This window comes from Rhodococcus sp. P4_F3_2, from assembly GCF_056401335.1.
Genome location: NZ_JBFUJN010000002.1, coordinates 241,443 through 265,058, shown reverse-complemented (window position 1 = coordinate 265,058; position 23,616 = coordinate 241,443). Strand labels below are relative to the sequence as shown.

At 63.1% G+C, this 23,616-nt stretch carries 22 protein-coding genes; 11 read left to right on the top strand and 11 right to left on the bottom strand.

What is annotated here, in order from left to right; genetic code table 11:
- Positions 1-41: 41 nt before the first annotated feature.
- The 3 genes from AC1DWA_RS03895 to AC1DWA_RS03885 form a co-directional block, all read right to left on the bottom strand.
- Positions 42-380, bottom strand: a complete 339-nt coding sequence (locus tag AC1DWA_RS03895) for a DUF6802 family protein (protein WP_021333139.1) — start codon at positions 378-380, stop codon at positions 42-44.
- A gap of 133 nt (positions 381-513) precedes the next feature.
- Entirely contained in the window at positions 514-1,854 is a 1,341-nt protein-coding gene (locus tag AC1DWA_RS03890) for a hypothetical protein (RefSeq protein WP_477916475.1), read from the bottom strand.
- Positions 1,847-2,779 carry a GTPase domain-containing protein gene (locus AC1DWA_RS03885; RefSeq protein ID WP_230544089.1) on the bottom strand — a complete coding sequence of 311 codons (933 nt, stop codon included), beginning with the start codon at positions 2,777-2,779 and terminating at the stop codon, positions 1,847-1,849. Before AC1DWA_RS03885 ends, AC1DWA_RS03890 begins: the two co-directional genes overlap by 8 nt.
- Positions 2,780-2,942: 163 nt before the next feature.
- On the opposite strand from AC1DWA_RS03885, the gene trmB reads away from it, so the two are divergent.
- Genes trmB through AC1DWA_RS03870 form a run of 3 tightly spaced genes read left to right on the top strand, consistent with a single transcriptional unit; the run spans position 2,943 to position 7,337 of the window.
- On the top strand, positions 2,943-3,701 hold the full coding sequence (gene trmB / locus AC1DWA_RS03880) for a tRNA (guanosine(46)-N7)-methyltransferase TrmB (protein WP_019747110.1): 759 nt from the start codon (positions 2,943-2,945) through the stop codon (positions 3,699-3,701).
- Complete coding sequence (locus tag AC1DWA_RS03875; RefSeq protein ID WP_003945733.1) at positions 3,698-4,405, top strand: NYN domain-containing protein; 708 nt, start codon at positions 3,698-3,700, stop codon at positions 4,403-4,405. The genes trmB and AC1DWA_RS03875 overlap by 4 nt, the downstream gene beginning before the upstream one ends.
- Positions 4,406-4,415: 10 nt before the next feature.
- Positions 4,416-7,337 (top strand): MMPL family transporter, encoded by a 2,922-nt coding sequence (locus AC1DWA_RS03870; protein WP_477846298.1) that lies wholly within the window; start codon positions 4,416-4,418, stop codon positions 7,335-7,337.
- A 1-nt stretch (position 7,338) separates the two neighbouring features.
- On the opposite strand, the gene AC1DWA_RS03865 is transcribed toward AC1DWA_RS03870, so the two are convergent.
- Both AC1DWA_RS03865 and AC1DWA_RS03860 read right to left on the bottom strand, forming a co-directional pair.
- Complete coding sequence (locus AC1DWA_RS03865) at positions 7,339-9,183, bottom strand: DUF2339 domain-containing protein (RefSeq protein ID WP_477916473.1); 1,845 nt, start codon at positions 9,181-9,183, stop codon at positions 7,339-7,341.
- A gap of 185 nt (positions 9,184-9,368) precedes the next feature.
- Positions 9,369-9,941, bottom strand: a complete 573-nt coding sequence (locus AC1DWA_RS03860; RefSeq protein WP_019747106.1) for a TetR/AcrR family transcriptional regulator — start codon at positions 9,939-9,941, stop codon at positions 9,369-9,371.
- Between the two features lie 150 nt (positions 9,942-10,091).
- On the opposite strand from AC1DWA_RS03860, the gene AC1DWA_RS03855 reads away from it, so the two are divergent.
- Entirely contained in the window at positions 10,092-10,619 is a 528-nt protein-coding gene (locus tag AC1DWA_RS03855; RefSeq protein ID WP_477846300.1) for a cupin domain-containing protein, read from the top strand.
- Positions 10,620-10,654: 35 nt separating this feature from the next.
- Positions 10,655-11,107: a MaoC family dehydratase gene (locus AC1DWA_RS03850; RefSeq protein ID WP_416314908.1), complete on the top strand. Its 453-nt coding sequence runs from the start codon at positions 10,655-10,657 to the stop codon at positions 11,105-11,107.
- A gap of 4 nt (positions 11,108-11,111) precedes the next feature.
- On the opposite strand, the gene AC1DWA_RS03845 is transcribed toward AC1DWA_RS03850, so the two are convergent.
- From AC1DWA_RS03845 to AC1DWA_RS03830, 4 genes are read right to left on the bottom strand one after another with little or no spacing between them, the layout of a single operon-like run.
- The gene (locus tag AC1DWA_RS03845; RefSeq protein WP_019747103.1) at positions 11,112-11,831 is read right to left on the bottom strand and encodes a DUF1707 SHOCT-like domain-containing protein; all 720 of its coding nucleotides are present in this window, start codon (positions 11,829-11,831) and stop codon (positions 11,112-11,114) included.
- Between the two features lie 17 nt (positions 11,832-11,848).
- On the bottom strand, positions 11,849-12,481 hold the full coding sequence (locus tag AC1DWA_RS03840) for a response regulator (protein WP_166655100.1): 633 nt from the start codon (positions 12,479-12,481) through the stop codon (positions 11,849-11,851).
- Between the two features lie 28 nt (positions 12,482-12,509).
- Positions 12,510-13,733: a MacS family sensor histidine kinase gene (gene macS / locus AC1DWA_RS03835; protein ID WP_020906401.1), complete on the bottom strand. Its 1,224-nt coding sequence runs from the start codon at positions 13,731-13,733 to the stop codon at positions 12,510-12,512.
- Positions 13,726-14,904 (bottom strand): AI-2E family transporter, encoded by a 1,179-nt coding sequence (locus tag AC1DWA_RS03830; RefSeq protein WP_477916471.1) that lies wholly within the window; start codon positions 14,902-14,904, stop codon positions 13,726-13,728. Before AC1DWA_RS03830 ends, macS begins: the two co-directional genes overlap by 8 nt.
- A 192-nt stretch (positions 14,905-15,096) precedes the next feature.
- On the opposite strand from AC1DWA_RS03830, the gene AC1DWA_RS03825 reads away from it, so the two are divergent.
- Positions 15,097-16,575: an adenylate/guanylate cyclase domain-containing protein gene (locus AC1DWA_RS03825; RefSeq protein ID WP_021343017.1), complete on the top strand. Its 1,479-nt coding sequence runs from the start codon at positions 15,097-15,099 to the stop codon at positions 16,573-16,575.
- A 9-nt stretch (positions 16,576-16,584) separates the two neighbouring features.
- Positions 16,585-17,691, top strand: coding sequence for a lysylphosphatidylglycerol synthase transmembrane domain-containing protein (locus tag AC1DWA_RS03820; RefSeq protein WP_029254570.1), 1,107 nt, complete (start codon positions 16,585-16,587; stop codon positions 17,689-17,691).
- Here the strand turns inward: AC1DWA_RS03820 and AC1DWA_RS03815 are convergent.
- The gene (locus AC1DWA_RS03815) at positions 17,688-18,368 is read right to left on the bottom strand and encodes a FadR/GntR family transcriptional regulator (protein WP_477846301.1); all 681 of its coding nucleotides are present in this window, start codon (positions 18,366-18,368) and stop codon (positions 17,688-17,690) included. The two genes, AC1DWA_RS03820 and AC1DWA_RS03815, sit on opposite strands and share 4 nt — an antisense overlap.
- Before the next feature lie 163 nt (positions 18,369-18,531).
- Between AC1DWA_RS03815 and AC1DWA_RS03810 the strand changes: the two genes are divergently transcribed.
- From AC1DWA_RS03810 to AC1DWA_RS03795, 4 genes are all read left to right on the top strand, one after another.
- Positions 18,532-20,268: a 2-isopropylmalate synthase gene (locus AC1DWA_RS03810; protein WP_477846302.1), complete on the top strand. Its 1,737-nt coding sequence runs from the start codon at positions 18,532-18,534 to the stop codon at positions 20,266-20,268.
- A 78-nt stretch (positions 20,269-20,346) separates the two neighbouring features.
- Positions 20,347-20,895: a YceI family protein gene (locus AC1DWA_RS03805; RefSeq protein WP_019747097.1), complete on the top strand. Its 549-nt coding sequence runs from the start codon at positions 20,347-20,349 to the stop codon at positions 20,893-20,895.
- Between the two features lie 64 nt (positions 20,896-20,959).
- Positions 20,960-21,337 (top strand): DUF3054 domain-containing protein, encoded by a 378-nt coding sequence (locus AC1DWA_RS03800; protein WP_029537615.1) that lies wholly within the window; start codon positions 20,960-20,962, stop codon positions 21,335-21,337.
- Between the two features lie 57 nt (positions 21,338-21,394).
- The gene (locus AC1DWA_RS03795) at positions 21,395-22,867 is read left to right on the top strand and encodes a peptide MFS transporter (RefSeq protein WP_019747095.1); all 1,473 of its coding nucleotides are present in this window, start codon (positions 21,395-21,397) and stop codon (positions 22,865-22,867) included.
- Between the two features lie 6 nt (positions 22,868-22,873).
- On the opposite strand, the gene AC1DWA_RS03790 is transcribed toward AC1DWA_RS03795, so the two are convergent.
- Positions 22,874-23,611 (bottom strand): sulfite exporter TauE/SafE family protein, encoded by a 738-nt coding sequence (locus AC1DWA_RS03790; protein WP_477846303.1) that lies wholly within the window; start codon positions 23,609-23,611, stop codon positions 22,874-22,876.
- Positions 23,612-23,616: the final 5 nt, after the last annotated feature.

The window sequence follows — 23,616 nt, the reverse complement described above, 5'->3', positions numbered from 1 at the left end:
AGGTGCCTACCCGGCGCTCAGAGCACATAAACGGAACCTTTTCAGAGCGCTCCGGCATCGATTTTCTGCCACACGAGGGCGCCTTCGTCGTCTCGACTGCATTCCCAGGCCGAGTAGTCGCCGTCCGACTCGATCATCGTGAGGCGATCGGCGCTACCGTCGCGATCGAAATCGGACACGATCACGACGTCGTCGTCGGAGTGGACGACACGGCTGTCGACCGTTCCGTCACCGTCCAAGTCGAAGGCGTCGAAGTTCAGGTCGCCGGCATCGACCGGTCCCGACGAGGGCCCGAAGGTCTCGGGCTCGATACGCCCAGGATCGAGCGCTTCGGCTTCGTGCCCGTCGATGTGTCCGGCCGTGATCAGAAATGCGTCCATTACTCCCCCTACTGGATGGTGACCTACTGCTTCGGCAACCCCTACCGAAACCGTCCGCTCAGTATTACCAGACCCCGACGATCAGTCGTGGCCGAAATTGCGGCGCTGTGGAGAACTCTGCACTCGCGGAATGTCAGTAGGCGGCGTTCAAAACGGCGAGGTCGCGCTCGCACGACGCCAGTTGCCCTGATCTGGCCGCGGCAAGCTCACGAAGTTCACCGTCGATCTCCACGATTCGGGCCTGCGCCGACGCCACCTGCTCGCGGCTCTCCGCCATGATCGCCGCTCCCAGATCCGCCTCGGCCTCGAGCAGAACGCTCTGGACTCGCTGCTCCCACTGTGCGCGAACCGTCGACATCGATTCGACGATCCACGACCTCGAGTAGGCACGATCCGCCGTCAGCCCGCGAGTTCGCGCCAACCACCACGCCGCGGCGCCACCCAGAACCAACGTCACGGGGATACTCGCGAACTCCAGGGCCGGAATCATCTCCAGCGGAGTCACCGCGATACGGCCGAGGCCGAGACCCGCGGACGCGCCGACAAGAATTGTCACCCGGTCCTCGTTTCCGCGCTGACGGCGCGGCGGGCCCTCCGGAATCCGTGGGGAAGGCATGTATCCGGTCGTGCCCGCCACTTCCACCGCTGCCGCCATCGCGGCATCGAACACCCGGGTGTGATGGTCGACCTCGTGCTGCAGTCGCGTCGGCACGCTGCCCAATTCGGCTCGCGAGGCCGTGTCGACCCAGGCACGTGCCCCGGCGACCGTCGCCCGGGTTGCCTCGGCGATTTGTTGTGACAGATCCCCGCGCGCTCGTTGCAGTCGGCTTCGCACCTGCACCAGGCGTTCGCCTCGCCGGCCGTCGCGGTCTGCGAGCAGCTGTGATCGCTCGGCCCGCAGTTCGGCACCAGGAACGCTGTCACGCAGATTCCGGATCTCTATCTCGATCATCCGGCGCGTCTGCGCGATGACACCGGAATCCGAACCGCCTGCTTCCCTCTCCCGTGCCGCCCGGCTCACGACCGCAACGAGCGACTGCTCTTGACCGGGCGCAATCGGGACCACCGGGGCCTGAGCAAAAGCGGTGCAGTGCGACGCGAGAATCTCGGCATCACGCCGGCGCACCGCCTGCCAGTCTCGGTAGACGTCGATGCGGGTCAGCGCGACCACCACCGGGATTCCGCTCTCTGCAGCGTCGTCGAGAAGAAGAAGATCCTCGCGTCCGATCACACTGGCGGCGTCGACGACCAGAAGTACGACGTCGGCGTCCACCTCGCGTGTCACTGTCGAACAGTCATCCGAAGCATTGAACATCCGGGCGACGTCTTCCCGTCCACACCTCGGTGGGCCGACAACGTAAATTCCAGTGCCACTGGATGTTTCGGCGACGACCTGGCGACCCGGATCGGATGCCGGATTCCATCGCTGCACCACGCGCAGCACCGAATCCGGAAGTAACGAAACGCTATCCATCGGTCACCGCCGGAGCGGAGCGATCGCCCCCGAGCTGCGCCCACCGACGCACATACCCGCGGCGAATCAGTGAGACCCTTTGTTGCGGAGCCTGTTCCGACTCGTCCACAAGCTCGCCCCACCACCGGCTGCATGTGCCCGCGTCGTCGGCGGTACGAGGATCGGGAGGCTCGCCTTGACGCAGGGCTCGAATTTCGGGGCTCATCATCGCCGCCGCGGCGCCGAACAGCACCGCGGAGTCCGAACTCAGATACAACTCGATCTCGTCCCTGCCCGCAGCGCTGCGCGAGGCAGACCGCCTCAGCGCCGGGCCGATCTGCTCGACCCGGCCCCACCACTGCGCCTCCAGAACAGGTCCGAGAGCCTCGAACAATTCTTCGACGCCGCGCCCGGTCAGTGTCTCCACCGGAACCGTGGGCACGCCGACGGTCTCCGAGATCTCCGCGGCCCGTCCCAGCGCCTCGTCCCAGCGCGGCCCGAACAAGTCAGCCTTGTTCGCAGCGACGACCACACGATCGGAAACTCGGGCAATGGCTCGGCCGTCGACGTCGCGGACCGCGTCGACCACCACGTAGACAACGCAACGACGACCCAGATCGGGGTTCGACGTTCCAGGGACGTCGAACGCGCGCGACTCGGTCACCACAACCGGTGCGCCGACGACTCTGCGCGAGAACCGGTCGTCGCGCCCCAGGATCCGCGCCAACGACGACCGCCCCACCCCGGCTCGCCCGGCGACCACCAATTCGAGCGGCGCGCTCAGCGATCCGAGCACCGAGTGAACCGCCTCTGCGGCTCCCGAATCGATCGACGTCAGCCGATATGCCAGAGCGCGCAAGTGGTCGATCGGCTCCGCGCAGGCGTCGTCGATCGATTCTGCGGGCAACATTCGTGACCAATTACTGCATGCAAATCCTGTGTTCATCCCCACCCCACGTCCCCATCGTGTCGGTGAGATTCTGTCAGGTTCTCGGCAAGGACGGCAGGTGACACCACTCTTTCGCTGGCTGTCCGAAGTCGGCTGTTTCAGGACTTTCCGCAGAAAGTCTCAACTCAAACTTCAGACCCGTCTGCGCTAAACGGGGGTCATGCGTGACAATGGGTTCGTGAACGAAGCCGATCAGCATGCACCGCAGACCCCTGACACGGGGCAGACGGACCACGCCAAGGGGTCCCGTCTCCATCCGAGAGTGACCAGCTTTCGCTCTCGCCGGGGTGCGCTGACCGACGCGCAGCAGCAGGCTTGGGACCGTCAGTGGCCGCTCATCGGCGCCGACGTCTCGGACACACCGCTCGACGCGAACGCCTGGTTCGGACGCGAGGCACCCCTGATCATCGAGATCGGTTCGGGTACCGGCACCGCGACGGCCGCTATGGCCAAGGCGGAACCGCACGTGAACCTGATCGCGATCGAGGTGTACCGCCCGGGGCTCGCGCAACTTCTCCAGCAGGTCGAGCGTGAAGAGATTCCCAACGTCCGCGTACTACGCGGTGACGCGATGGACGTACTCGAGAACATGGTCGCCCCCGAGTCCCTGACGGGCGTCCGGGTGTTCTTCCCGGACCCGTGGCCCAAGGCCCGCCATCACAAGCGTCGCCTCCTGCAGGGGCCGACGTTCGCGCTGATCGCCAACCGCCTCAAGCCCGGCGGAGTCCTGCACGTGGCAACCGATCACGCCGAGTACGCCGAATGGATCGAAGAAGCCGGCAATGCCGAGCCACTGCTGACCGCACTCGACTGGGAGTCTCCGATGACCCACGAGCGTCCGGTCACCAAGTTCGAGGACAAAGCCCATAAGGTCGGTAGTGCAATCACCGAGCTTATATGGGGGAAGATCAGAGCATGAGCGTCAGCGAACAGCTATCCGACGACGTGACGTCGTCGGAATCTCCTCTCGACTTCGGTCGTGACTCCCGCCACCCCAAACGGGTGCTTCTGGTCTGGGACGCCCCCAACCTCGACATGGGCCTCGGCGCCATCCTCGGTGGCCGGCCTACCGCCGCCTACCGGCCACGATTCGACGCTTTGGGTCGTTGGCTGCTCTCTCGCACCGCCGAACTGTCCGCACAGAACAGCGGCACGCTCGAGCCTGAAGCGACCGTCTTCACCAACATCGCGTCCGGCAGCGCCGACGTCGTTCGTCCTTGGGTCGAAGCCTTGCGTAACGTGGGTTTCGCGGTGTTCGCCAAGCCGAAGGTCGATGAAGACAGCGATGTCGATTCGGACATGCTCGAGCACATCGCGCTCCGGTACGGCGAGGGCCTCGCCGGAATCATGGTCGCGTCCGCCGACGGCCAAGCGTTCCGCGAACCTCTCGAGGACATCGCAGCAACCGGTATCCCGGTCCAGGTTCTCGGGTTCCGTGAACACGCCAGCTGGGCTGTGTCGTCCGATATCTTGGACTTCGTCGATCTCGAGGACATCCCAGGTGTCTTCCGTGAGCCTCTGCCACGGGTAAGCCTGGACACCCTGCCCGACGAGGGCGCCTGGTTGCAGCCGTTCCGACCGCTTTCTGCCCTGCTCATCGGGCGAAAAAGTGTTGCCGAGTAGGAGTTGATCAGTGTTCGCCAGCTGGGGAAGCATCGTCTATCGAGCCCGCTTCACCGTCATCGCTGTCATGGTGGCGGGGCTCCTCGGGCTCGCTGCGTACGGCCTGAGCCTGCAGGATCATCTCAGCCAGAGCGGCTGGGACGATCCGGGGTCGGAATCGGTAGAGGCTGCAAAACTCGCTGACGGCACGTTCGGACGCAGCACGACGGGTGACGTTCTGGCGCTGTACACGGCGCCGGAGGGCAAGACCGTCGACGACCCCGAGTTCCAAGCGAAGGTCATCGACAATCTGCAGCGGCTCGTCGCCGACAACCCCGACCAGATCATGAAGATCAACGGCTCGTACTTCAAGGTCGACAACGGTCTCTCGGTGGCGGCCCTGGCGGACAAGACCAAGCAACACGCGGTCACCAGCATCGCGATCGCCGGCGACAACGACACCGCGGTGTCCAACAACTTCCGCGACGTCGAGTCGCAGTTCTACATCGACGGTGTCGACGTGCAACTCGCCGGCCTGCAACCTGTCGCGAATTCGCTCAACGACACGATGGCCAACGACATCAAGCGCATGGAAATGCTCGCGATTCCCGCTGTCGGTGTCCTGCTGTTCTTCGTCTTCGGTGGCGTCGTCGCTGCGGCCCTCCCGTTGATCGTCGGCGGTCTGACCGTCATCGGCGCCAACGGCATCATTCGACTGATCACCAACTTCACCGAGGTCAACGCGTTTGTTGCGCCCGTGGTCTCTCTGGTCGGCCTGGGTCTCGCGATCGACTACGGACTGTTCATCGTCAGCCGTTTCCGAGAAGAGATAGCCGAGGGGTACGACACCCCGACCGCAGTACGCCGAACGGTCATGACGGCGGGTAGAACGGTCATGTTCTCGGCGACCATGGTTGCCGTCAGCCTCGGCGGTCTGCTGTTGTTCCCGCAGGGCTTCCTCAAATCGGTGGCCTACGGCGCCATTGCTGCCGTCATGCTTGCCGCGATCTCGTCCATCACGATTCTTCCCGCTATTCTCGGCATTCTCGGCAAACGGATCGACGCGCTGACCTTCAAGAAGCTGCGCCAGACCAAGACCAACGAGGAAATCGAGAACGGTTTCTGGGGCAAGCTCACCCGCTGGGTCATGCAGCATCCGCTCAAGGTCGCGGTCCCGATCGTCGCGGCTCTACTGCTGATGATCATTCCGCTGACGGGCATCAAGTTCGGCGGTATCAACGAGACGTACCTGCCCCCGGACAGCCCCACGCGTGTCGCGCAGGCGCAGTTCGACGAACTCTTCCCGGGCAATCGCACCGAGCCCGTTCGACTCGTCATCGAGGGAGCGGACAACACCACTCTCGGTCAGATTTCCAAGACCGCAAACGCTGCGCCGGGTCTGGTCGAGAAGTTCACCCCGGAGGTCGCGACCAAGGACGGGGTCAACGTCCTCAAAGCCGGTCTGACCGAGCGCAACGAGGCACGTCCCACCATCGACTATCTGCGATCCGTGGATTGGCCCGAGGGCACAACTGTGCTCGTCGGCGGTACTCCGGCCATCGAGCAGGACAGCGTCGACGCGTTGCTCGACCGTCTGCCGCTGATGGTCGTATCGGTCATCCTGCTGACGACGCTGCTGATGTTCTTGACGTTCGGTTCGCTCGTCCTGCCCATCAAGGCTGCGTTGATGAGCGCGCTCGGCCTGGGTTCGACGCTCGGAATCTTGACCTGGATCTTCATCGACGGCCACGGTTCCGGTCTGTTGAACTTCACGCCGGGACCGATCATGTCTCCCGTCCTGGTGTTGATCATCGCGATCGTCTACGGCCTGTCGACCGACTACGAAGTGTTCCTGCTCTCCCGCATGGTCGAAGCGCGAGCGCAGGGCGCGAGTACTACCGAATCCATCCGAATCGGCACGGCACATACCGGCCGGATCATCACCGCTGCCGCACTGATTCTGATCGTGGTCACCGGTGCATTCGGCCTGTCCGATCTGGTGATGATGAAGTACATCTCGTACGGCATGATCTCCGCGCTGATCATCGACGCCACACTGATCCGAATGTTCCTGGTCCCCGCGACCATGAAAATGCTCGGCGACGACTGCTGGTGGGCCCCGGCCTGGATGAAGCGGATCCAGCAGAAGATCGGGCTGGGTGAGCCGATCCTCGACAACGAGCTCGTGCTCGCAAACGTCCCGCAGATCGCGCCCGTCGGTGCGATCGCCGGACCGGGTCAGCCGCGCAAGATCGAAGCGGCCTCGCGGGTCATGCCGCCGCCTGCCCCGGCTGCACAGCCGGAAAGCGGACCTCGTGTTCCTGATCCCCTCACCGAGCCCATTCCGCTCAGCGAAATGACGATCAAGGCACCGAACACGGATACACCTGCCGCGGAGAAGCCGGCACCGCGACGTCGTCTCGATATCGGGAGTGCAGCCAGTGCGCCCCAGAACTTGATCGAGGCACCGGTCCCCAATCCCTCGTACCGGCCGCAACCGAACACCAGCGACAAGCGGAGAAACCCGACGCCCGCTGCGCCGGCCGAGCGTCCCATCGAGAGTTGGTTGTCGGACCTGCGGGCCCGGGAACAGACTCCCCCGGCCTCACGTCCACTGCCGGTGGTCCGGACGCCTTCGCGTACAAACGGTTCGGCAAGCAGCGGTTCAGGTACCAACGGCTCGAGCCGGAATGGCTCTGCAAACGGTGCTACCAACGGTTCTGCAACAAATGGCGCTGCAACAAACGGTTCTGCAACAAACGGCTCGGCCCCGACCTCGGTGGAGGCGACCCCCCAGTCGCCGCCTCCACCGATCGCTCCGGAGCGTCGTCCCACCGAGCCCCGAGTCTCGGATGCCTCTGACGGCGACGACAACGCCACCGGCAGGCACCGACCTGACGACGCAGGCGCCATCAGTGTCAGCGAGCTCATCGCTCGCCAGAAGCGAAGCTGACTCATGATCCAGAAGCGGAGCTGACCTGCTCCTGCTTGGCGAAGGCTCGTGCATAACGAGTCCCGACCAGCAGGAGCAGCAAGCCGACCACCAGGAAGGCAGCGCTGCGCACCAGCCCACTGAGCGTGGCCAGGTCGAAGAGGAACAGCTTGGCCACTGCCGCGCTGGTGAGAGCAAGACCAGCTCCGAGCAAAACGCGAGCGTGCTGACGGTTGTTCAGGCCGAGCACCAGCGCTGACGTGGCGGCAAGCATCCAGACGATGGTTGCAACGCTGTGCCCGGCAACAAATCCGGTTGCACTGTCGAAGATTTCGACGCCGGACGAGACGAGCGCACACGTCACCGCGTAGAGGACACCAAACCCTGCGGCCGCCCATAGAACCGCTGCATTCGAATCGGCGATCAACTTCAGTCGGTGAATCGCCCACACCAGCATCACCAGTGCACCTATCGCCGTCAGGCTTGAGAGTGCCGTGATCGCACCGAGTTGCATGGATGCGGCACGGGCAGTCGTCAACGCTTCCGGTGGAACCGTCGTGAGGTATCCGATCGATCCGATTGCCGCAAAGGCGGTTCCGAGGGCGAAGACGAAGCGCGAACCCGCATACAGCGAGACTCCGAGGAAGATCATGCCGACGGTGAGGACCAGCGGTACGACCAGAGATTCCGTCGCCCCGGACAAGCAGCACAGCAACAATGCGGGAGCGCCGGTTGCGCCCAGTCCGAATCGCAGTTGCGTCGGCAAAGGCTTGGCTGCCGCTGCGGCGGAAAGTAGTAGTAGCGCAGCAATTCCGTACAGCACTGCGGATTCGGTGCGCCCGAGCACGGCCCCGACGCTCATCAGCGGAAGGGACGAGACAACAAAGGTAGCGGTGGACCACGCCCCTGCAACTCCGCCGCGCGAGGGCGAACCCGTCCACTGCATAGCCATCGCGCAGCCGGCGCCCACTATTGCAACCACGCCGGCACTGATCACCAATTGCACTGCACTGTTACCGGATTCGCTGAAGATGGACTCCAACGCTATCGCTACGAGCAGCGCGAGAACCACCGGTACTGTGCGCGCCATGCCCAGGTACTTCCAGTCACGACCGAGTTGGGCGGAGAACGTCGCCGACTGGATCGCGAAGAGGAAACCGATGAGAGTCAACGATATTCCCGACGTCAACACGGGAGCCAGCACCGCTGCGCCCAGAACGATCATGAGCGCCAGTGATTCGGAATCCCATTTCACCCCCAAAGCAACGCCGGCCGCGGCAATCCCGAAGGCAATCACCACCGCGAGCGGCGTCRTCACCCAACCGTAGAGAACCGAGGCCGCGACGACGTCGAGGTACATTCCCGCAAAACCGGTGGCAGCCAGAGCAATTGCCCCCACTTTGCCGCCTGGTCGTCCGTGGACCCGCACTCCGGCAAACACCAAGGCGCCGGAAAGGAGTGCGCCACCGAGCACCCGGAGCGGCGGCCCGAAGAATCCGGCCTGCGCTGCAAGTACCAGCAGCATCACGACGCCGATCAGTGTGACGGCTACACCGGCGGCGGCCAGGAGTCGACTGATGACACCGTCGCGTTGCCACCAGGGCTGGCGAGGTGCGGCAACCGGATACGTCGGCGGCTGCCAGGTGGGCACGTTCTGCTGAGGACGCATTGGCGGCATCTGTGGCGCCGGAGCTGCGGGTGCCGGAACTACCGGCATGGGCGGGGGAACAGTAGCCGAGGCCAGCTGAGTCTGCAGGATCGACAGGTTCTGGCCCATGTGACGCAACTGCCGGCCGATGCTGTCGCACTCGGCCGAGAGGGCGGTCACCAGTCGCGRATCGACGGCGGGAGAGCTCGGTGTGGTCATGGCTACGAGCTTGCTGCGTGGCCGAGCCGATCAGATGAGTAGTACTACTCGATCAGCCTGGGGAGTTCTCGTATTCAACTGAGGACACCTTCGACTGACGGCACCATCGACCGACGGCACCATCGACCGACTGCATCATCGACCGACTGCATCATCGACCGACTGCATCATCGACCGACAGGGAACTATCGCCGAGGCGCTGCATTCCGCAATCGTTCGGAGAGCAACCGACCCGAAGTGTGAAGCGGAGCGGGATCCTGACGCGCCCGAGCGAGGACAAGCGCGCCCTCGAGTGCGGACAAAGCGAGAATTGCCTCGGACTCTGCGTCTTCGCGGGACCAACCGTCGGCTTCGAGGCGCTGAGCCAGCAGCCCCAGCCACGAGTTGTACCCGTCCGCACAAGCACCACGGATGACCTCGGATTCGGTTGCGGCATCCAGTGTTGCCGTAGCCAGGGCGCATCCACGTTCGTAGTCCGAATCCGACAAACGTGCAGCCAGTGCGGCAGCAAATGCGGAGATCGCGGTGGCGGCATCGGGTGAGCTCTCCAGGAGATGCCGGATGAAATCGGCCATTGCCTCACCGCGTCGCCTCAGAGCCTCGCCTGCGAGTTCTTCCTTGCCACCGGGAAAGTGAAAGTACAAGGACCCCTTGGTGGTCGCGCTCGCCGAGAGCACTTCCGACACACCCGTTCCCGCGTACCCCTTCCGCTGCAACAAGTCGGCAGCGGCATCGACCAACAAATCCCTCGTAGACATAAGTTCAACATACCGATCAGTACACATATCGACAACACTTGAAGTGCATAAATAGCCAAAACCTTGCATCACTAGACCGATTGGTACATGATTCGAGAATCGAAACCGGAGCGCAGCCAACGACGCTCACGACGGCAAAGGACCAAATCGATGTCACCGAATTCCGCAAACCACACCACGACGACCGTCCTCGGGCCGGACGTAGATCTTGCCGGGACTCTCGCGGCCACCGGCGTCCGGATGATGGTTCGAAGCAAACAAACCGAGGGGGGATTCTCTCTTGTACAACACCGCATCGCTCCGCATTCGATGACCTCACCGGTCCATCGCCACAGCCGCGAAGACGAGTACACGGTGGTTCAAAGTGGCCGCGTCGCAGCGATGGTCGGAGACGAGGTCGTCTACGCGGAGACTGGCGCCATGATCTTCAAACCGCGTGGCCAGTGGCACGCCGTGTGGAATCCCGACGACGCTCCAGCACGGATTCTCGAAATCATCACTCCCGGAGGGATGGAAGACCTGTTCGAACTGATGCCGAAACTACTGGCCGAAGCAGGTTCCGCCGCGGAATCGGTTGCAGCGCGGGTAGAAGCAAATTTCGGGATCGAATTCGATCTCGTTGCCACCGCCGAGATCGCACAGACGCACGGTGTGGGATTCGGCATCGATAGTCACTGACCGACTGCCAGCACCTACCGATCAAAGGAAGATTCATGCTTGTACTCACCGGAGCAGAAGACCTCAGCGCCAACCTGAACCAAGAGTTGGGCGTCAGCGACTGGCACGATGTCACGCAGGAGTCCATCGACGAGTTCACCCGGGTCACCGGCGACGATCAGTGGATTCACGTCGATGTGGATCGCGCGAAGGAGTCACCGTTCGGTGGAACGATCGCGCACGGCAACTACACGCTCTCACTCGGACCCATGTTCTCGTATGCGATGTTCTCGCTCGAGGGTTTTGCGTTTGCTCTCAACTGCGGATTCGACAAGGTCAGGTTGCCTGCTCCGCTTCCGGTTGGCTCTCGCGTCCGCATGCGTGCGACGTTGAGCAAAGTCGAACCGATCAATGGCGGCGTCCAGATCACGGTGACCCAGACATTCGAACGAGAACACGGTGACAAACCCGTGTGCGTCGCCGAGATGTTGACCCGCGCGTATCACTGAAAGGTCAGGAGCCGAACATCTTTCGGATCGTGGTACCGAAGGGATGCTTCGCGGTGACACTGCCGAATCGCACCTTGCCGTGCACCACCAGATGCAGCGGGCCCATCTGCGGGCCGGAACGAACCTTGTTCGACGCGCTTCCTCCGACTGCCTCGACACCGTTCATGTCCACCGTCGCCTCTTCGGGAACGATCAGTGAAATCGAACTGGCGTAGTCGTCGATCGAGATGTTCACGACCTGCGTCTGCATCACAGCGCGCGTGAAATCGATAGTCACACTGGACATTCTGGTATCGACCACGACAGCGGGAGGAACGATCCATGCGCCGTTCCGCGTCACCGTCGCCATTCGTCCACGAATCACGGCAGCATTTGCCGCTCCGTAGTTACCGACTACCGGAGCCCCGACGGGAGCGCGGTAAGGCGGGCTCGGGTGAACCGGCGGCGGCTGGGGTTGGTATGTCGGCGCAGGATACGGCTGGCCTTGGTACATCGGCTGACCTGCATTGGGATACGCGGGTGGGTCGTAGTCGGAGATCAGCGTGATGCCCGGAAGATCGGCGAGAACCGAGTTGAGCTCACCTCGCGTCTTTGCAGCCAAGGCAGTGTCCATGCGCTCGGTGAACTCACCGAGCGAGAGCATCCCTTGACCGACAGCTTTCTGCAGCAGCTCGCCGACGTGCTCTCGTTCGGCATCGGATACGCGTAGATTCCTGGCCTCCATGATTTCCAGGATAAACGTTATTCGAGACCTTGTTCTATTGCGTATCGCGTGAGCTCGACGCGATTGGCCAACTGAAGTTTCCGCAGCGTCGCCTGGACGTGGTTTTCGACGGTCCGGTGGCTGAGCGAGAGCCTCGTGGCGATCTGTTTTGCGCTCAGCCCCTTGGCGACAAGACGGAGCACTTCGGTCTCACGGTCGGTGAGCCGAGGCAGCTCGGGTGCGCGATCGTCGGCCGGTGCCGTCGACATCCGGCGGTACTCGCCGAGCACCAATCCGGCGAGGCCGGGTGTGAAGACGGCTTGTCCGTCGAAAGTCGCTCGCACGGCCGCGAGGAGTTCCGCCACCGAAGCACTCTTGACCAGGTAACCCGACGCTCCGGCTTTGACCGCGTCGAGGACGTCGTCACGCTCGGCGGAGGCCGAAAGCACCAGTACCTTGCTCTTCGGCGAAACCTCGAGCACCGCGGTGGTGGCGTCGGCACCGTTTCCGTCCGGCAGGTTCATGTCCATCAGAACCACGGCCGGTTGCACGGCGGCGGCTCGGCGGCGCGCACTCTCGACACCCTCCGCCGTGGCGCTCACGGTGAAGCCCGCGGCTTCGAGGTCCCGGGAGACACCGTCGCGCCACATCGGGTGATCGTCGACGACCATCACCGTCACCGGATTCTCGCCCTTTTCGTCAGCCACGCTCACTCTTCCCCTTCGGAACGTTGATCTCCCATTCGGTGCCCTCCCCCGGCCCCGTTTGCAGGACTGCAGTTCCGCCGAGCACCTGTACTCGACCGAGAATGGACTTCGATACTCCCATGCGGCCTTCGGCCTCGGCCTGCGCCAAGCGACCTTCGGGGATTCCGACGCCGTCGTCGCGGACACTGACGATCACCTCGTCCGGCAGATCTTCGAGCAATACGTACGCCTTCGCCGCAGGACCGGCGTGCAGCCCGACATTGGACAGGGCATTGTCGACGATGGCTGCCAGTTCGATGGCTCGATCGCGCTCGATCACGACCGGGTGCGCGGGCGTCGACACCGACACCGACGTGCTGGCCTGCGTGGTCAGCAGCGGACACAGATCCACTGTCTGTCCGCCGACGTCTGCCGCGGCACCCGAAACCTGCTCGGAAATCAGCATTCTCAACGCGACCTCCTGCTCGCCGGCCAGCGCGGCCAGCTCAGCTGCCTCGCCGCCGAGTGCGGCTCCTCGCCGGCGCACCATCGCCAGCACCTGCAGAACGCCGTCGTGCACTTCGCGTGCCAAACGTTCGCGCTCTTCGGTAGCCGCCGCCAGACGTACGGCCTGCTCGAGTTGTCGATGCGAGCGCCGAGCGGTGGTGGTGGCCAAGCCCAACGCCAGGCCGACCGATACGAGCACGGGAGCCGTCGCATCGCGCCAGAGGTCCAGGTTGACCTGGTCGCGGATGATCGCGCTGGCCGCCGAGATGACAACTCCGGACGCCATACCGAGCCACGGCCCGCCGAGAATTGCCGCGGAGATGACCGCGTTGGTGGCCCACAGCGTGGTGGGGAGCGTCTGGTGATTCTGATACCACTCGTGGTCGGAGACCAGCCTCGTCGACGCCATCAGCAAGATGACGACCACCTGATCGGCGATCACCACCTGGTACCTCGGCAGCGTCTTACCGAACAGAGCACCGGAAGTTCCGAGCAACAGCGCCGACACCCCGGTCCACACGGCCATCAGAGCGACGAAGAACCAGCTGAGCCGGGAGTTGGTGTAGTCGGAGGCCGAAGCGAACTGGTAGCTGATCGCGTACACCAGCGTGACGAGGCGAAATGCCTGCGCCGCCCGCCACAGCGGGGCATCAGGGTCGGTGTCGACGCCCGACGCCTCGCGAACGGTCGGCTGATAGTGCAGCCGACGACGGCGGGTGGGCTCAGTCATCGGGAGGAGTGGGGTTCACGATGCGAGGCTCGGCGCGCGGCTCGTCGGGTTCGGCGGGGAACAGTGGGGTCTCCGGATCTTCGACGTGCAGTTCGGCGTACGCGATATCCGGGTCGTCGGCGAGGAGGGAACGAATGGCGGTATTCAGGACCGCGACGATCGGAACAGCCAAGAGCCCGCCGACGATTCCGGCGAGGACGATGCCCRTTGTAATGGCGAGAACGACTGCCAGCGGATGCAGGCGAACAGCGCGACCCAACAACAGCGGTTGCATCACGTGCGCTTCGAGCTGCATGACGCCGATGATGATGCCGAGGACGATCAGTGCCGTCAGGAAACCCTTCGTGACCAGAGCGACAAGCACCGCGAGAAAACCGGTCAGAAATGCACCGACGATCGGGATGAACGCGCCGATGAACACCAACGACGCCAGCGGCAGGGCGAGCGGCACCCCGAGGATCGCAAGGCCGGCACCGATACCGATCGCGTCGGCGGCTGCAACCGCGACCGTGGCCCGCACGTAACCGATCAGCGACCCGAAACCTGCAGAACCGGCGATCCGCACGCGACGACGAGCGTCGGTGGGAACGATCCGGGTGACGAACTGCCAGATCTGGTCGCCGCCGTAGAGGAAGAAGATGAGAGTGAACAGCGTCAGCAATGCCCCGGTGAAGATCTCGCCGATGACTGTCGCCGTGGTCAAGGCGCCGCTGGTCAGGGACTCACGATTGGATTGCACCGACTTGACGACCGAATCACCAGCCTGGCGGATCTGATCCTCGCTGAAGTGCAGCGGTCCGCTGGTGAGCCAGTTCTGAATCTGCGTGACGCTGGCCGTGAACTGGTCGGTGAGCTGGGGCAACCCGTCGATGAACTGCTCGACGACAAACGTCATGATTCCCGCGACCAGTCCGATCGAGGCAAGCAGAACGACGATCACAGCTGCCGAGCGAGGAACTCCCCACACCTGTAGCCGATCGACAACCGGAATCAACAGAGCCGATGCCAGTAGAGCCAGCCCCACCGGGATGAGCACGGTCTCGAGGCGCAGAACCACGTATCCGAGAACCAGTAGCCCGGCAAAGATCACGATGAGGCGCCACGACCATTCTGCCGCGATACGCACGCCCGGATGCACCGCCCGAGCGTCGGCGGAGATGGGTTTGTTCATCCTCGAAGCTCGCTCCGCACGCCCCCTGTTTGCGTTCACCTCGCGAGCCTAACCGGACCGGCCGACACAGGTGAGCGGACCAATAATCGGACGCGCGTACCAACACTTCGAGCTCTGCCAGCTAAATTGAACCCTGTGCGGGCCTCATACAGAGCAATAGCGGTGACCATCCGCAGCCGGTGGCCCCTCTATATGCTCTCCATGCTCGCGGCCAATCTGATCGGCGCGGTACTGGTCTTCGCTTTCGTGCGGTACGGCGTGCCGATCCAGGAGTCCGACGCGATAGTTGCCGACCGTGTCCGCAACTTCGCGATCTTCGGCGTTTACCTGGCATTCGCGGGTGCCGTCAGCCTCACCGCGGCGGCCATGATGTTGAAGTCGGTCATTCGTTGGCGGCTGCGCGGTGGTCCACCGACGAGGTCCGAGCAGATGGCGGCACTTCACGCGCCGCTTCGCCAGGCCATCGTTCACCTGGTGCTGTGGATTCTGGGCGGCATCATCTTCGTGTTCCTGACCATCACCGAGATGCCCGGACTCGCGATCGCCGTGATCGTGACGGTCTGCATGGCCGCGACCACGACCTTCGGGTTCACCTACATGCTCGGCGAGCGTATCTTGCGTCCGGTCGCCGCCCAGGCGTTGAGCGAGGGCGAATTCGATCGGACCATGGCGCCGGGCGTCGGAACCCGGCTGGCGATGACCTGGGGACTCGGCACGCTGATGCCCGTCGCAGGCATCATCTTGCTGTGCTCGACGCAGCTCACGACGAATCTCGAGTTCTCCCCCGACTCACTCGCGTGGGCGATCCTGCTCATCTCGATCATGGCGATCGTGCAGGCCTTTGCACTGTCGATGCTGACGGCTACTCAGATCTCCGATCCGATCCGACAACTGCGACGCGCCATCGAGCGAGTGCAGCGCGGCGCCACCGACGTGCGCGTCGAGGTGTTCGACGGCAGTGAGATCGGCCGGCTGCAGGTCGGCTTCAACCGCATGATGAAAGAGTCCGACGAGCGTCGCCTGCTGCGTGAGCTCTTCGGCCAGCACGTCGGCGAGGACGTGGCCCGCCGCGCGCTGAAGTTCGGTACAGAACTGGGCGGCGAAACTCGATTCGTGGCAGTTCTGTTCGTCGACATGGTCGGATCAACCGGTGCCGCGGCCGAGCGCCCGCCGGGCGAAGTGGTCGAACTGCTCAACGAGTTCTTCCGTGTGGTCGTCGACGTCATCGATCGCCACCACGGTTTTGTCAACAAGTTCATGGGTGATGCGGCGCTCGCCATCTTCGGTGCACCACTCGATCGACCCGACGCTCCGACGGCAGCCCTCGCGGCGGCTCGCGAGCTGCGGTTCAAGCTCAACGACATCACCGGCTTGGACGTCGGTATCGGCGTGAGCGCGGGACTCGCGGTCGCCGGCAACATCGGTGCTGCCGAACGTTTCGAGTACACCGTGATCGGCGATCCGGTCAACGAAGCATCACGGCTCACCGAGCTCGCGAAACTTCGGCCCAGCCGAGTGCTGGCGTCGACGAGCGCGCTGTATTTCGCCGACGAAGAGGAACAGGCCGAGTGGGAACTCGGCGAGCAAGTCCAACTGCGTGGGCGCCGACGACTGACGCATCTGGCGTGGCCCGAAAAGTATCCAGAGGTCGATCCGGATCAAATTGGTTAGGGTGAGTCGATGGCTCAGCCTGGAAATACCCCACGGCGACTGAGACGACCACGCTCGCCCGTGGCCGAGACCAGTCGGGCCAGAGGGCGCTTCTGGTGGTTGAAGTGGCTGCTCGGGGTGGCTCTGATCGCCCTTCTGATCGTCGAGGGAATCATCCTGTGGCCTCGTCTCAACGAGTACTGGCAAGCTCTCACCGAAATCCATTGGGGTTGGGTGGCTGCCTGTGTAGCCGCCCAGGCGGTGTCCCTCAGTGGTTACGCGTCCGTTCAGCAGCGCCTTCTCAACGCGGCAGGTGTTGTCGCCGGTCACCTCAAGAACCTCTCGGTCATCTACGCCAGCACGGCGATGGCGTTGACGTTGCCTGCCGGCCAGGTCTTCTCGACAGCGTTCACGTACAAGCAGACTCGAAAGTGGGGGGCGACGCCGGTTGTCGCGTCCTGGCAGTTGGCAATGTGCGGTGTCATCGCCGCCGCGACTCTGGCACTACTCGGTGCCACTGGCGCAGTGGCGTTCGGCACCAAGGTCAGCCCGGTGACGCTGACGATTTCGCTCGTCGGCATGGCAGCACTGTTTCTGGCGTTGCGATACGTAGCCCAGAATCCCGGCAGCATCGAACGCATCGGGCACCGAGTTCTGGCGCTGTACAACCGTTCCCGCAAAAACCCGACCGGGCGCGGTATGCACCGTTGGTCCGAAATCCTCAAGCAACTGGACTCGGTTGAACTCAGTCGGACCGACACTGCGGTTGCCTTCGGATGGTCGGCAGTTCACCGAGTTGCCGACGTCCTCTGTCTCGGTTTCGCTTGTTGGGCAGTAGGAGCCGATCCGTCCTTCGCCGGCCTGCTGATCGCGTTCACAGCGGCGAAAGCGGTGGGCAGTATTCCCCTCATGCCGGGCGGTCTCGGCTATGTCGAGCCCGTGCTCATCACAGCACTGACCATGGCGGGCTCTACCTGGGCGCAAGCCGCAGCAGCGGTATTCGTTTATCGGATAATCAGTTTCGTACTTGTCGCTCTGGTGGGATGGCTCATCTTCCTCGTGTCATTCCGTGCAACCCACCACGAAGACCTCGAGATGGACCTCGAGTTCGAACGCCGCGAACAACCCGGCGTCTAGCGTCGCAACGCTGCCGCCATGTCGTCGAGGTGTGCCCGGCTGATCCGTACCGCTGCCTCCGCGTCGCCGGCTTCGATGGCGTCCACCAACATTCGATGCCCGTCCGCATCCGGCTGACTGTGTGGATGCAGGTCCAGAACCGCGATCAACTCGATCAACGCGGCCCGCAGACGCGGCACAAAAGTCTCGAAGAGTTCCGACAGCACGGGATTGTGTGCCGCATCCACCACTGCCCGGTGGACCGCAATGTCGGCGTCGACGAAGGCTGCGTCCCCGGAATGGGCGGCAGCAGTTCTACCGTCGAGCGCCTGCCGCAGAGCCGCGACGTCAACGGCATCGCGGCGCTGCGCTGCGAGGCGAGCCGCTTCGATCTCGACCGCGTTTCGCACCTCGACGACATGAAGAATCGCCTCGGCTTCGAGCACGCGCGGCCACTGATCCGGAGGCGTCGTACTCCGTAGGAAGACGCCGGCACCCTGTCTCGATTCGAGCATGCCGAGGCCCGCGAGGGTCCGCACCGCTTCCCTGATGGTGGACCGACCGATACCCAACTGCGCAGCCAAAGTGGTTTCACCTGGAAGTTTGGCGCCGACTTCCCATTCACCGCTCACGATCCGCGCTCGCAGCAACTCCGCAGCCTGGTCGGTGAGCAGCCGACGCTCGACGATCGGTGACACGTGAACTCCTCAGGTTGTCTGATAAGTGATTTCGTTCTAGTGTAGCCCGCATGGCTACAGGAGCACTCCTTCTCGACTGCCGCGGCGGGGCCTGACAGACCGGCACCCCTCCGCGGGGTTTCGCCATGCCGGTCTCTCGACTCGACCGCAGGAGAAACCGAAGATGAGTACTACCCGCGCCAACCGCTGGAACAACCAGAAGCCGTCACCCATGCCGTCCGAGCGCTATCGCGCCGCGTGGGATCGCGTCGACATTCCGATTTTCGACCGAACGTGGCCGTCCAATCGCACCACCGCGGCGCCCCTGTGGGTGCCCGTCGATCTGCGTGACGGCAATCAAGCCCTCGCAGAACCGATGGACCCCGAACGCAAGCGCCGAATGTTCGAACTGATGGTGGCGATCGGCTACAAGGAAATCGAGGTCGGCTATCCCTCTGCGAGCCAGACCGATTTCGATTTCGTTCGCGACCTGGTGCGGTTCGATCTCGTTCCCGACGACGTCACCATCGTCGTATTCACCGCCGCGCGTACGGATTTGATCGAACGGACGTACCAGTCGATCGAGGGACTGCCGAACGCGGTCGTCCACATGTACACCGCGACTGCGCCGACGTGGCGAAACGTGGTTCTCGGCAAAGAGCGAGAAGAGTTGCACGACATGATTTTCCGCGCGGCGCAGGACGTGGCCCGTGGCGGCGAAGGCCACGACGGGTGGCGATTCGAGTTCTCCCCCGAGGTCTTCAACCTCACCGAACCCGATTACATCCTGCAGGTCTGCAACAGCCTCACCGAACTCTGGGACGCCAGTCCCGACCGCCCGGTCATCCACAACCTGCCTGCCACAGTCGAAATCGCCACCCCCAACATCTATGCCGACCAGATCGAATACATGCACCAGAACCTGGCCCGACGCGATTCGGTGATTCTCTCGGTCCACCCGCACAACGACCGCGGCACCGGGGTTGCATGTGCCGAACTGGCAGTACTGGCCGGCGCGCAGCGCGTCGAGGGATGCCTGTTCGGCAACGGCGAGCGCACGGGCAACGTCGACCTGGTCACGCTGGGGCTGAATCTGCATGCACAGGGCGTCGATCCGGAAATCGACTTCTCCGACATCGACAAGATCCGTCGAACGGTGGAGTACTGCAACCGAATTCCCGTCCACGAGCGCCACCCGTACGGCGGAGATCTCGTGTACACGGCATTTTCCGGAACCCACCAGGATGCGATCAAGAAGGGCTTCGCCCATCACTACGAGAGTGCGGAGGCTGCCGGCGTCGATCCGGGATCGGCGCCGTGGGCAGTCCCCTATCTGCCGATCGACCCCGCCGACGTCGGCCGCGATTACCAGGCGGTGATTCGTGTGAACAGCCAGTCGGGCAAAGGCGGAATCGCTTATCTGTTGCAGACCGAGTACGGGGTCGAACTCCCGCGGCGCCTGCAAATCGACTTCGCCTCGCGGGTGCAGCTCGAGACCGACGACTCGGGCACCGAAATGACCGCCGACCAGCTGTGGAAACTGCTGCTGCGCGAGTACGGGTACAACGGAGGAGTGCGTCGGTACTCACTGGAACACACCGCCGACGGTGATCAGTTGTTCGTCGCCATCGATCGCGACGGACGCGAGGTCACCGCTGTAGCCAGTGCGTCCGGGCCGGTCGAGGCCTTGAGTAAAATCCTGACCGAACAGGGCTCGGCGGTCGAGGTCGTCTCGCTCACCCAGCATTCACTGCCCCGCAAACCGGAGTCTTCCGGTATTGCGAATTCGGCAGTCACCATCGCAGAATGCGTGGTGAACGGCGAAGGGCGCTGGGGCATTGCGGTGCATCAGTCGGTGACAGCGTCGGCGCTTCACGCCGTCTATGCCACAAGCACAAACACTGTGATGCAGCTCACATGATCTTGCGGAAGGATTTCCTGGGGTCCATAGTTGAAGCTACAAGAACTTGAACATTCAACTACTTATTCAGGAGCTTCCATGACCACCGCAACCTTGCCCACATTGACCGCCGGAACCTGGGTCATCGACACCGTCCACTCCACTGTCGGATTCTCGGTTCGCCACCTCATGGTTTCCAAGGTTCGTGGAACGTTCGACGAGTTCTCGGGAACGATCACCGTTGCCGAAGACGGAACCCCCGCCGTCGAGGCCGAGATCTCCGTGGACTCCATCAACACCAAGAACGAGCAGCGCGACGGCCACATCAAGTCCGCTGACTTCTTCGACGTCGAGAAGTTCCCGAAGGCCACCTTCAAGTCCACCGCAGTGCGCTCCAAGGGCAGCGACTTCGTCCTCGCCGGCGACTTCACGCTCCACGGCGTCACCCGCGAGGTCGAGCTGAACCTCGAGTTCAACGGCGTCAACCCGGGCATGGGCCAGGGCCCCGTCGCCGGATTCGAAGCCACCACCGTCATCAACCGCAAGGACTTCGACATCTCCATCGAGATGCCCCTCGAAGGCGGCGGAGCAGTTGTCGGCGACAAGATCACGATCACCCTCGAGATCGAAGCCGGCCTCCAGGCCTAACAGCACTGTGCGCCTTTATTAACCGCCCGCGGTTAATAAAGGCGCACAGTCGTATGGTGTGAGCGTGAAGAAGTACGCACCATTCCTGCTGATCGACGCCATTCTTGTCATAATCTTCTGCGCGATAGGGCGCCGTACCCACGAAGAAGCCAATGCGCTCGCCGGTCTGGCGAAGACATCGTGGCCCTTCCTGACCGGCCTGGTGATCGGATGGGCTGCCACGTTCGCGCTGTACCGCGACAAGTTCAACGCCGTTCTCCTTCTTCCCACCGGCATTGTCGTTTGGCTCGGCGCCGTCGTCATCGGCATGATCCTGCGAGTGTTGAGTGGCCAGGGCACCCAATTCAGCTTCATCGTCGTCGCGACGCTGGTCCTCGGCGCGTTCCTTCTCGGTTGGCGCGCACTCGCTCCGCTGGTAGTGAAAATCCGCACCAAGTCGTAACCAAACTCCACGGCTCGGAACCACCCGAAATGCCCGAGCACGTAGGACACTTTTCGAATGAGCAACACTACGGAGCCCGTCGAACGTAGCGAGAAAGAAGACCGGGGGTTCTTCGGCCAACCCTTTGCGCTGGCGAACCTGTTCGGCGTCGAGATGTGGGAGAGATTCTCCTTCTACGGGATGCAAGGCATCCTCATCTACTACCTGTACTACAGCGTCAGCGACGGCGGCCTCGGCATCAGTCAGGCGGCAGCGACCAGCATCGTCGGCGCATACGGCGGCACCGTCTATCTGTCGACGATTCTCGGCGCGTGGGTGGCGGACCGACTTCTCGGCTCCGAGCGCACGCTCTTCTACAGCGCTTCGCTGGTGATGGCCGGCCACATCGCCTTGTCTGTTCTTCCTGGCATGTGGGGTGTGGGCGTCGGCCTGGTCATGGTCGCCTTCGGCAGCGGCGGTTTGAAGGCCAATGCGACCTCTCTGGTCGGAGACCTCTATTCCGAACAGGACAATCGCCGCGACGCCGGATTCTCCATCTTCTACATGGGCATCAACATCGGCGGTCTTGTCGGTCCACTGCTCACCGGAGCCGTCCAGGACGCCTGGGGATTCCATGCCGGTTTTGCTCTCGCCGCCGTCGGCATGGCTCTCGGCCTGATCCAGTACACGCTGGGTCGGAAGCATCTTCACGGAATCGGAGCCGAGCCCGGCAACCCGTTGCCCGCGGACAAGCGCGCGCTCTACATCGGGATCGGCATTGCTGCGATCGTCGTCGTCGCGGTCGCCTCGATCACCGGTTTGATCACCGCGGACAACATGTCCGACGTCGTTGTCGGACTCACGATCGTCGCGTCGGTCGGTTACTTCCTCCTCATGCTCACCAGCAAGAAGGTGACCAAGGTCGAACGCAGTCGAGTCTTTGCGTTCATCCCGATGTTCATTGCGAGCGCGGCCTTCTGGTCGCTGTTTCAGCAGCAGTTCACCACCGTGCCGGTGATCTCCGACAAACTCCTGGACCGCAATCTCTTCGGTTGGGACTTCCCGCCGACGTGGGTGCAGTCGATCAATCCGGTGTTCATCATCATCTTTGCCGGTGTGTTTGCAGCGATGTGGACAAAACTCGGTGACCGTCAGCCGTCGTCGCCGATCAAGTTCGCGCTCGGTACCGGCACGATGGGTCTGGCGTTCCTGGCGTTCATCCCGATCACCGGTGGCGGACCGAACAGTGCACCGCTCCTCGGCCTTGCCGGAGTGCTTCTGCTCTTCACCTTCGCGGAACTCTTCCTGTCCCCCGTCGGCCTTTCCCTTGCAACCAAACTCGCGCCCGAGCATTTCCACACCCAGATGGTGGCGTTGTTCTTCTTGTCCGTTGCGTTGGGTTCTTCGATGGCGGGAACCTTGGCCGGTTACTTCGACATCGACGACAGTCGCCCGTTCTTCCTGATCATCGGTTTCTCGTCAATCGGAATCGGAGTACTTCTTGCTCTTGCCTCACCCTGGATCAAGAAGCTGATGCAGGGCGTGAAGTAGGCGGTCTCACTTCACCCACAACCACAGAGCCAACACGAATCCCGCTATCGCTACTGCCACACGCAGTACCGATGGCGGGATTTTCTTGACTACGGGCGGGCCACACCAACCTCCGGCCAACGCTCCGAGCGCCATCGCCAACGCGGCCACCCAATGCACCTGTCCGGAGAAGGCGAAGATGAGTGCAGCCACAAGATTGGCAATGCCGAGAAAGAAGCTCTTCAGGATCGTTGCACGCCACACCGTTTCGGAAGTGAGGATGAGCGTCGCGGCCAGGAAGATGACGCCGGCACCGGCACCGAAATAGCCGCCGTAGACCGCGACGGCAAACAGTGCGGCCGAGTAGATTCCGGGACGGTCACCGCCGCCGGACAACTCACGAATCTTCGGTTGCAGTAGCAGCGCGAGCGAGGCGAACACAACCATCGCCGGCACAACGGATTCGAACGAACCTTCCGGTGCCAGCCACAGAATCAGGGCACCGATGATGCCACCGGCAGCCGAATAGAGAGACCAGCGAACAAGTTTCGGACCGGTGTCGGCAACTTCACGGGTCGAGTTCGCCAATGCGCCGACGCCGACGGCCACCAACGCGACGGTATTGGTCATGTTCGCGCTGACCGGCGAAAGCCCGACGCTCAGCAGCGCCGGATACGAAACAATCGATGCGAGACCGGTGACAAAACCGACTAGACCGCTGAAGAATCCCGCTACGACGAGGAAAAGGAAATCGAGCAGGTTCACGAACC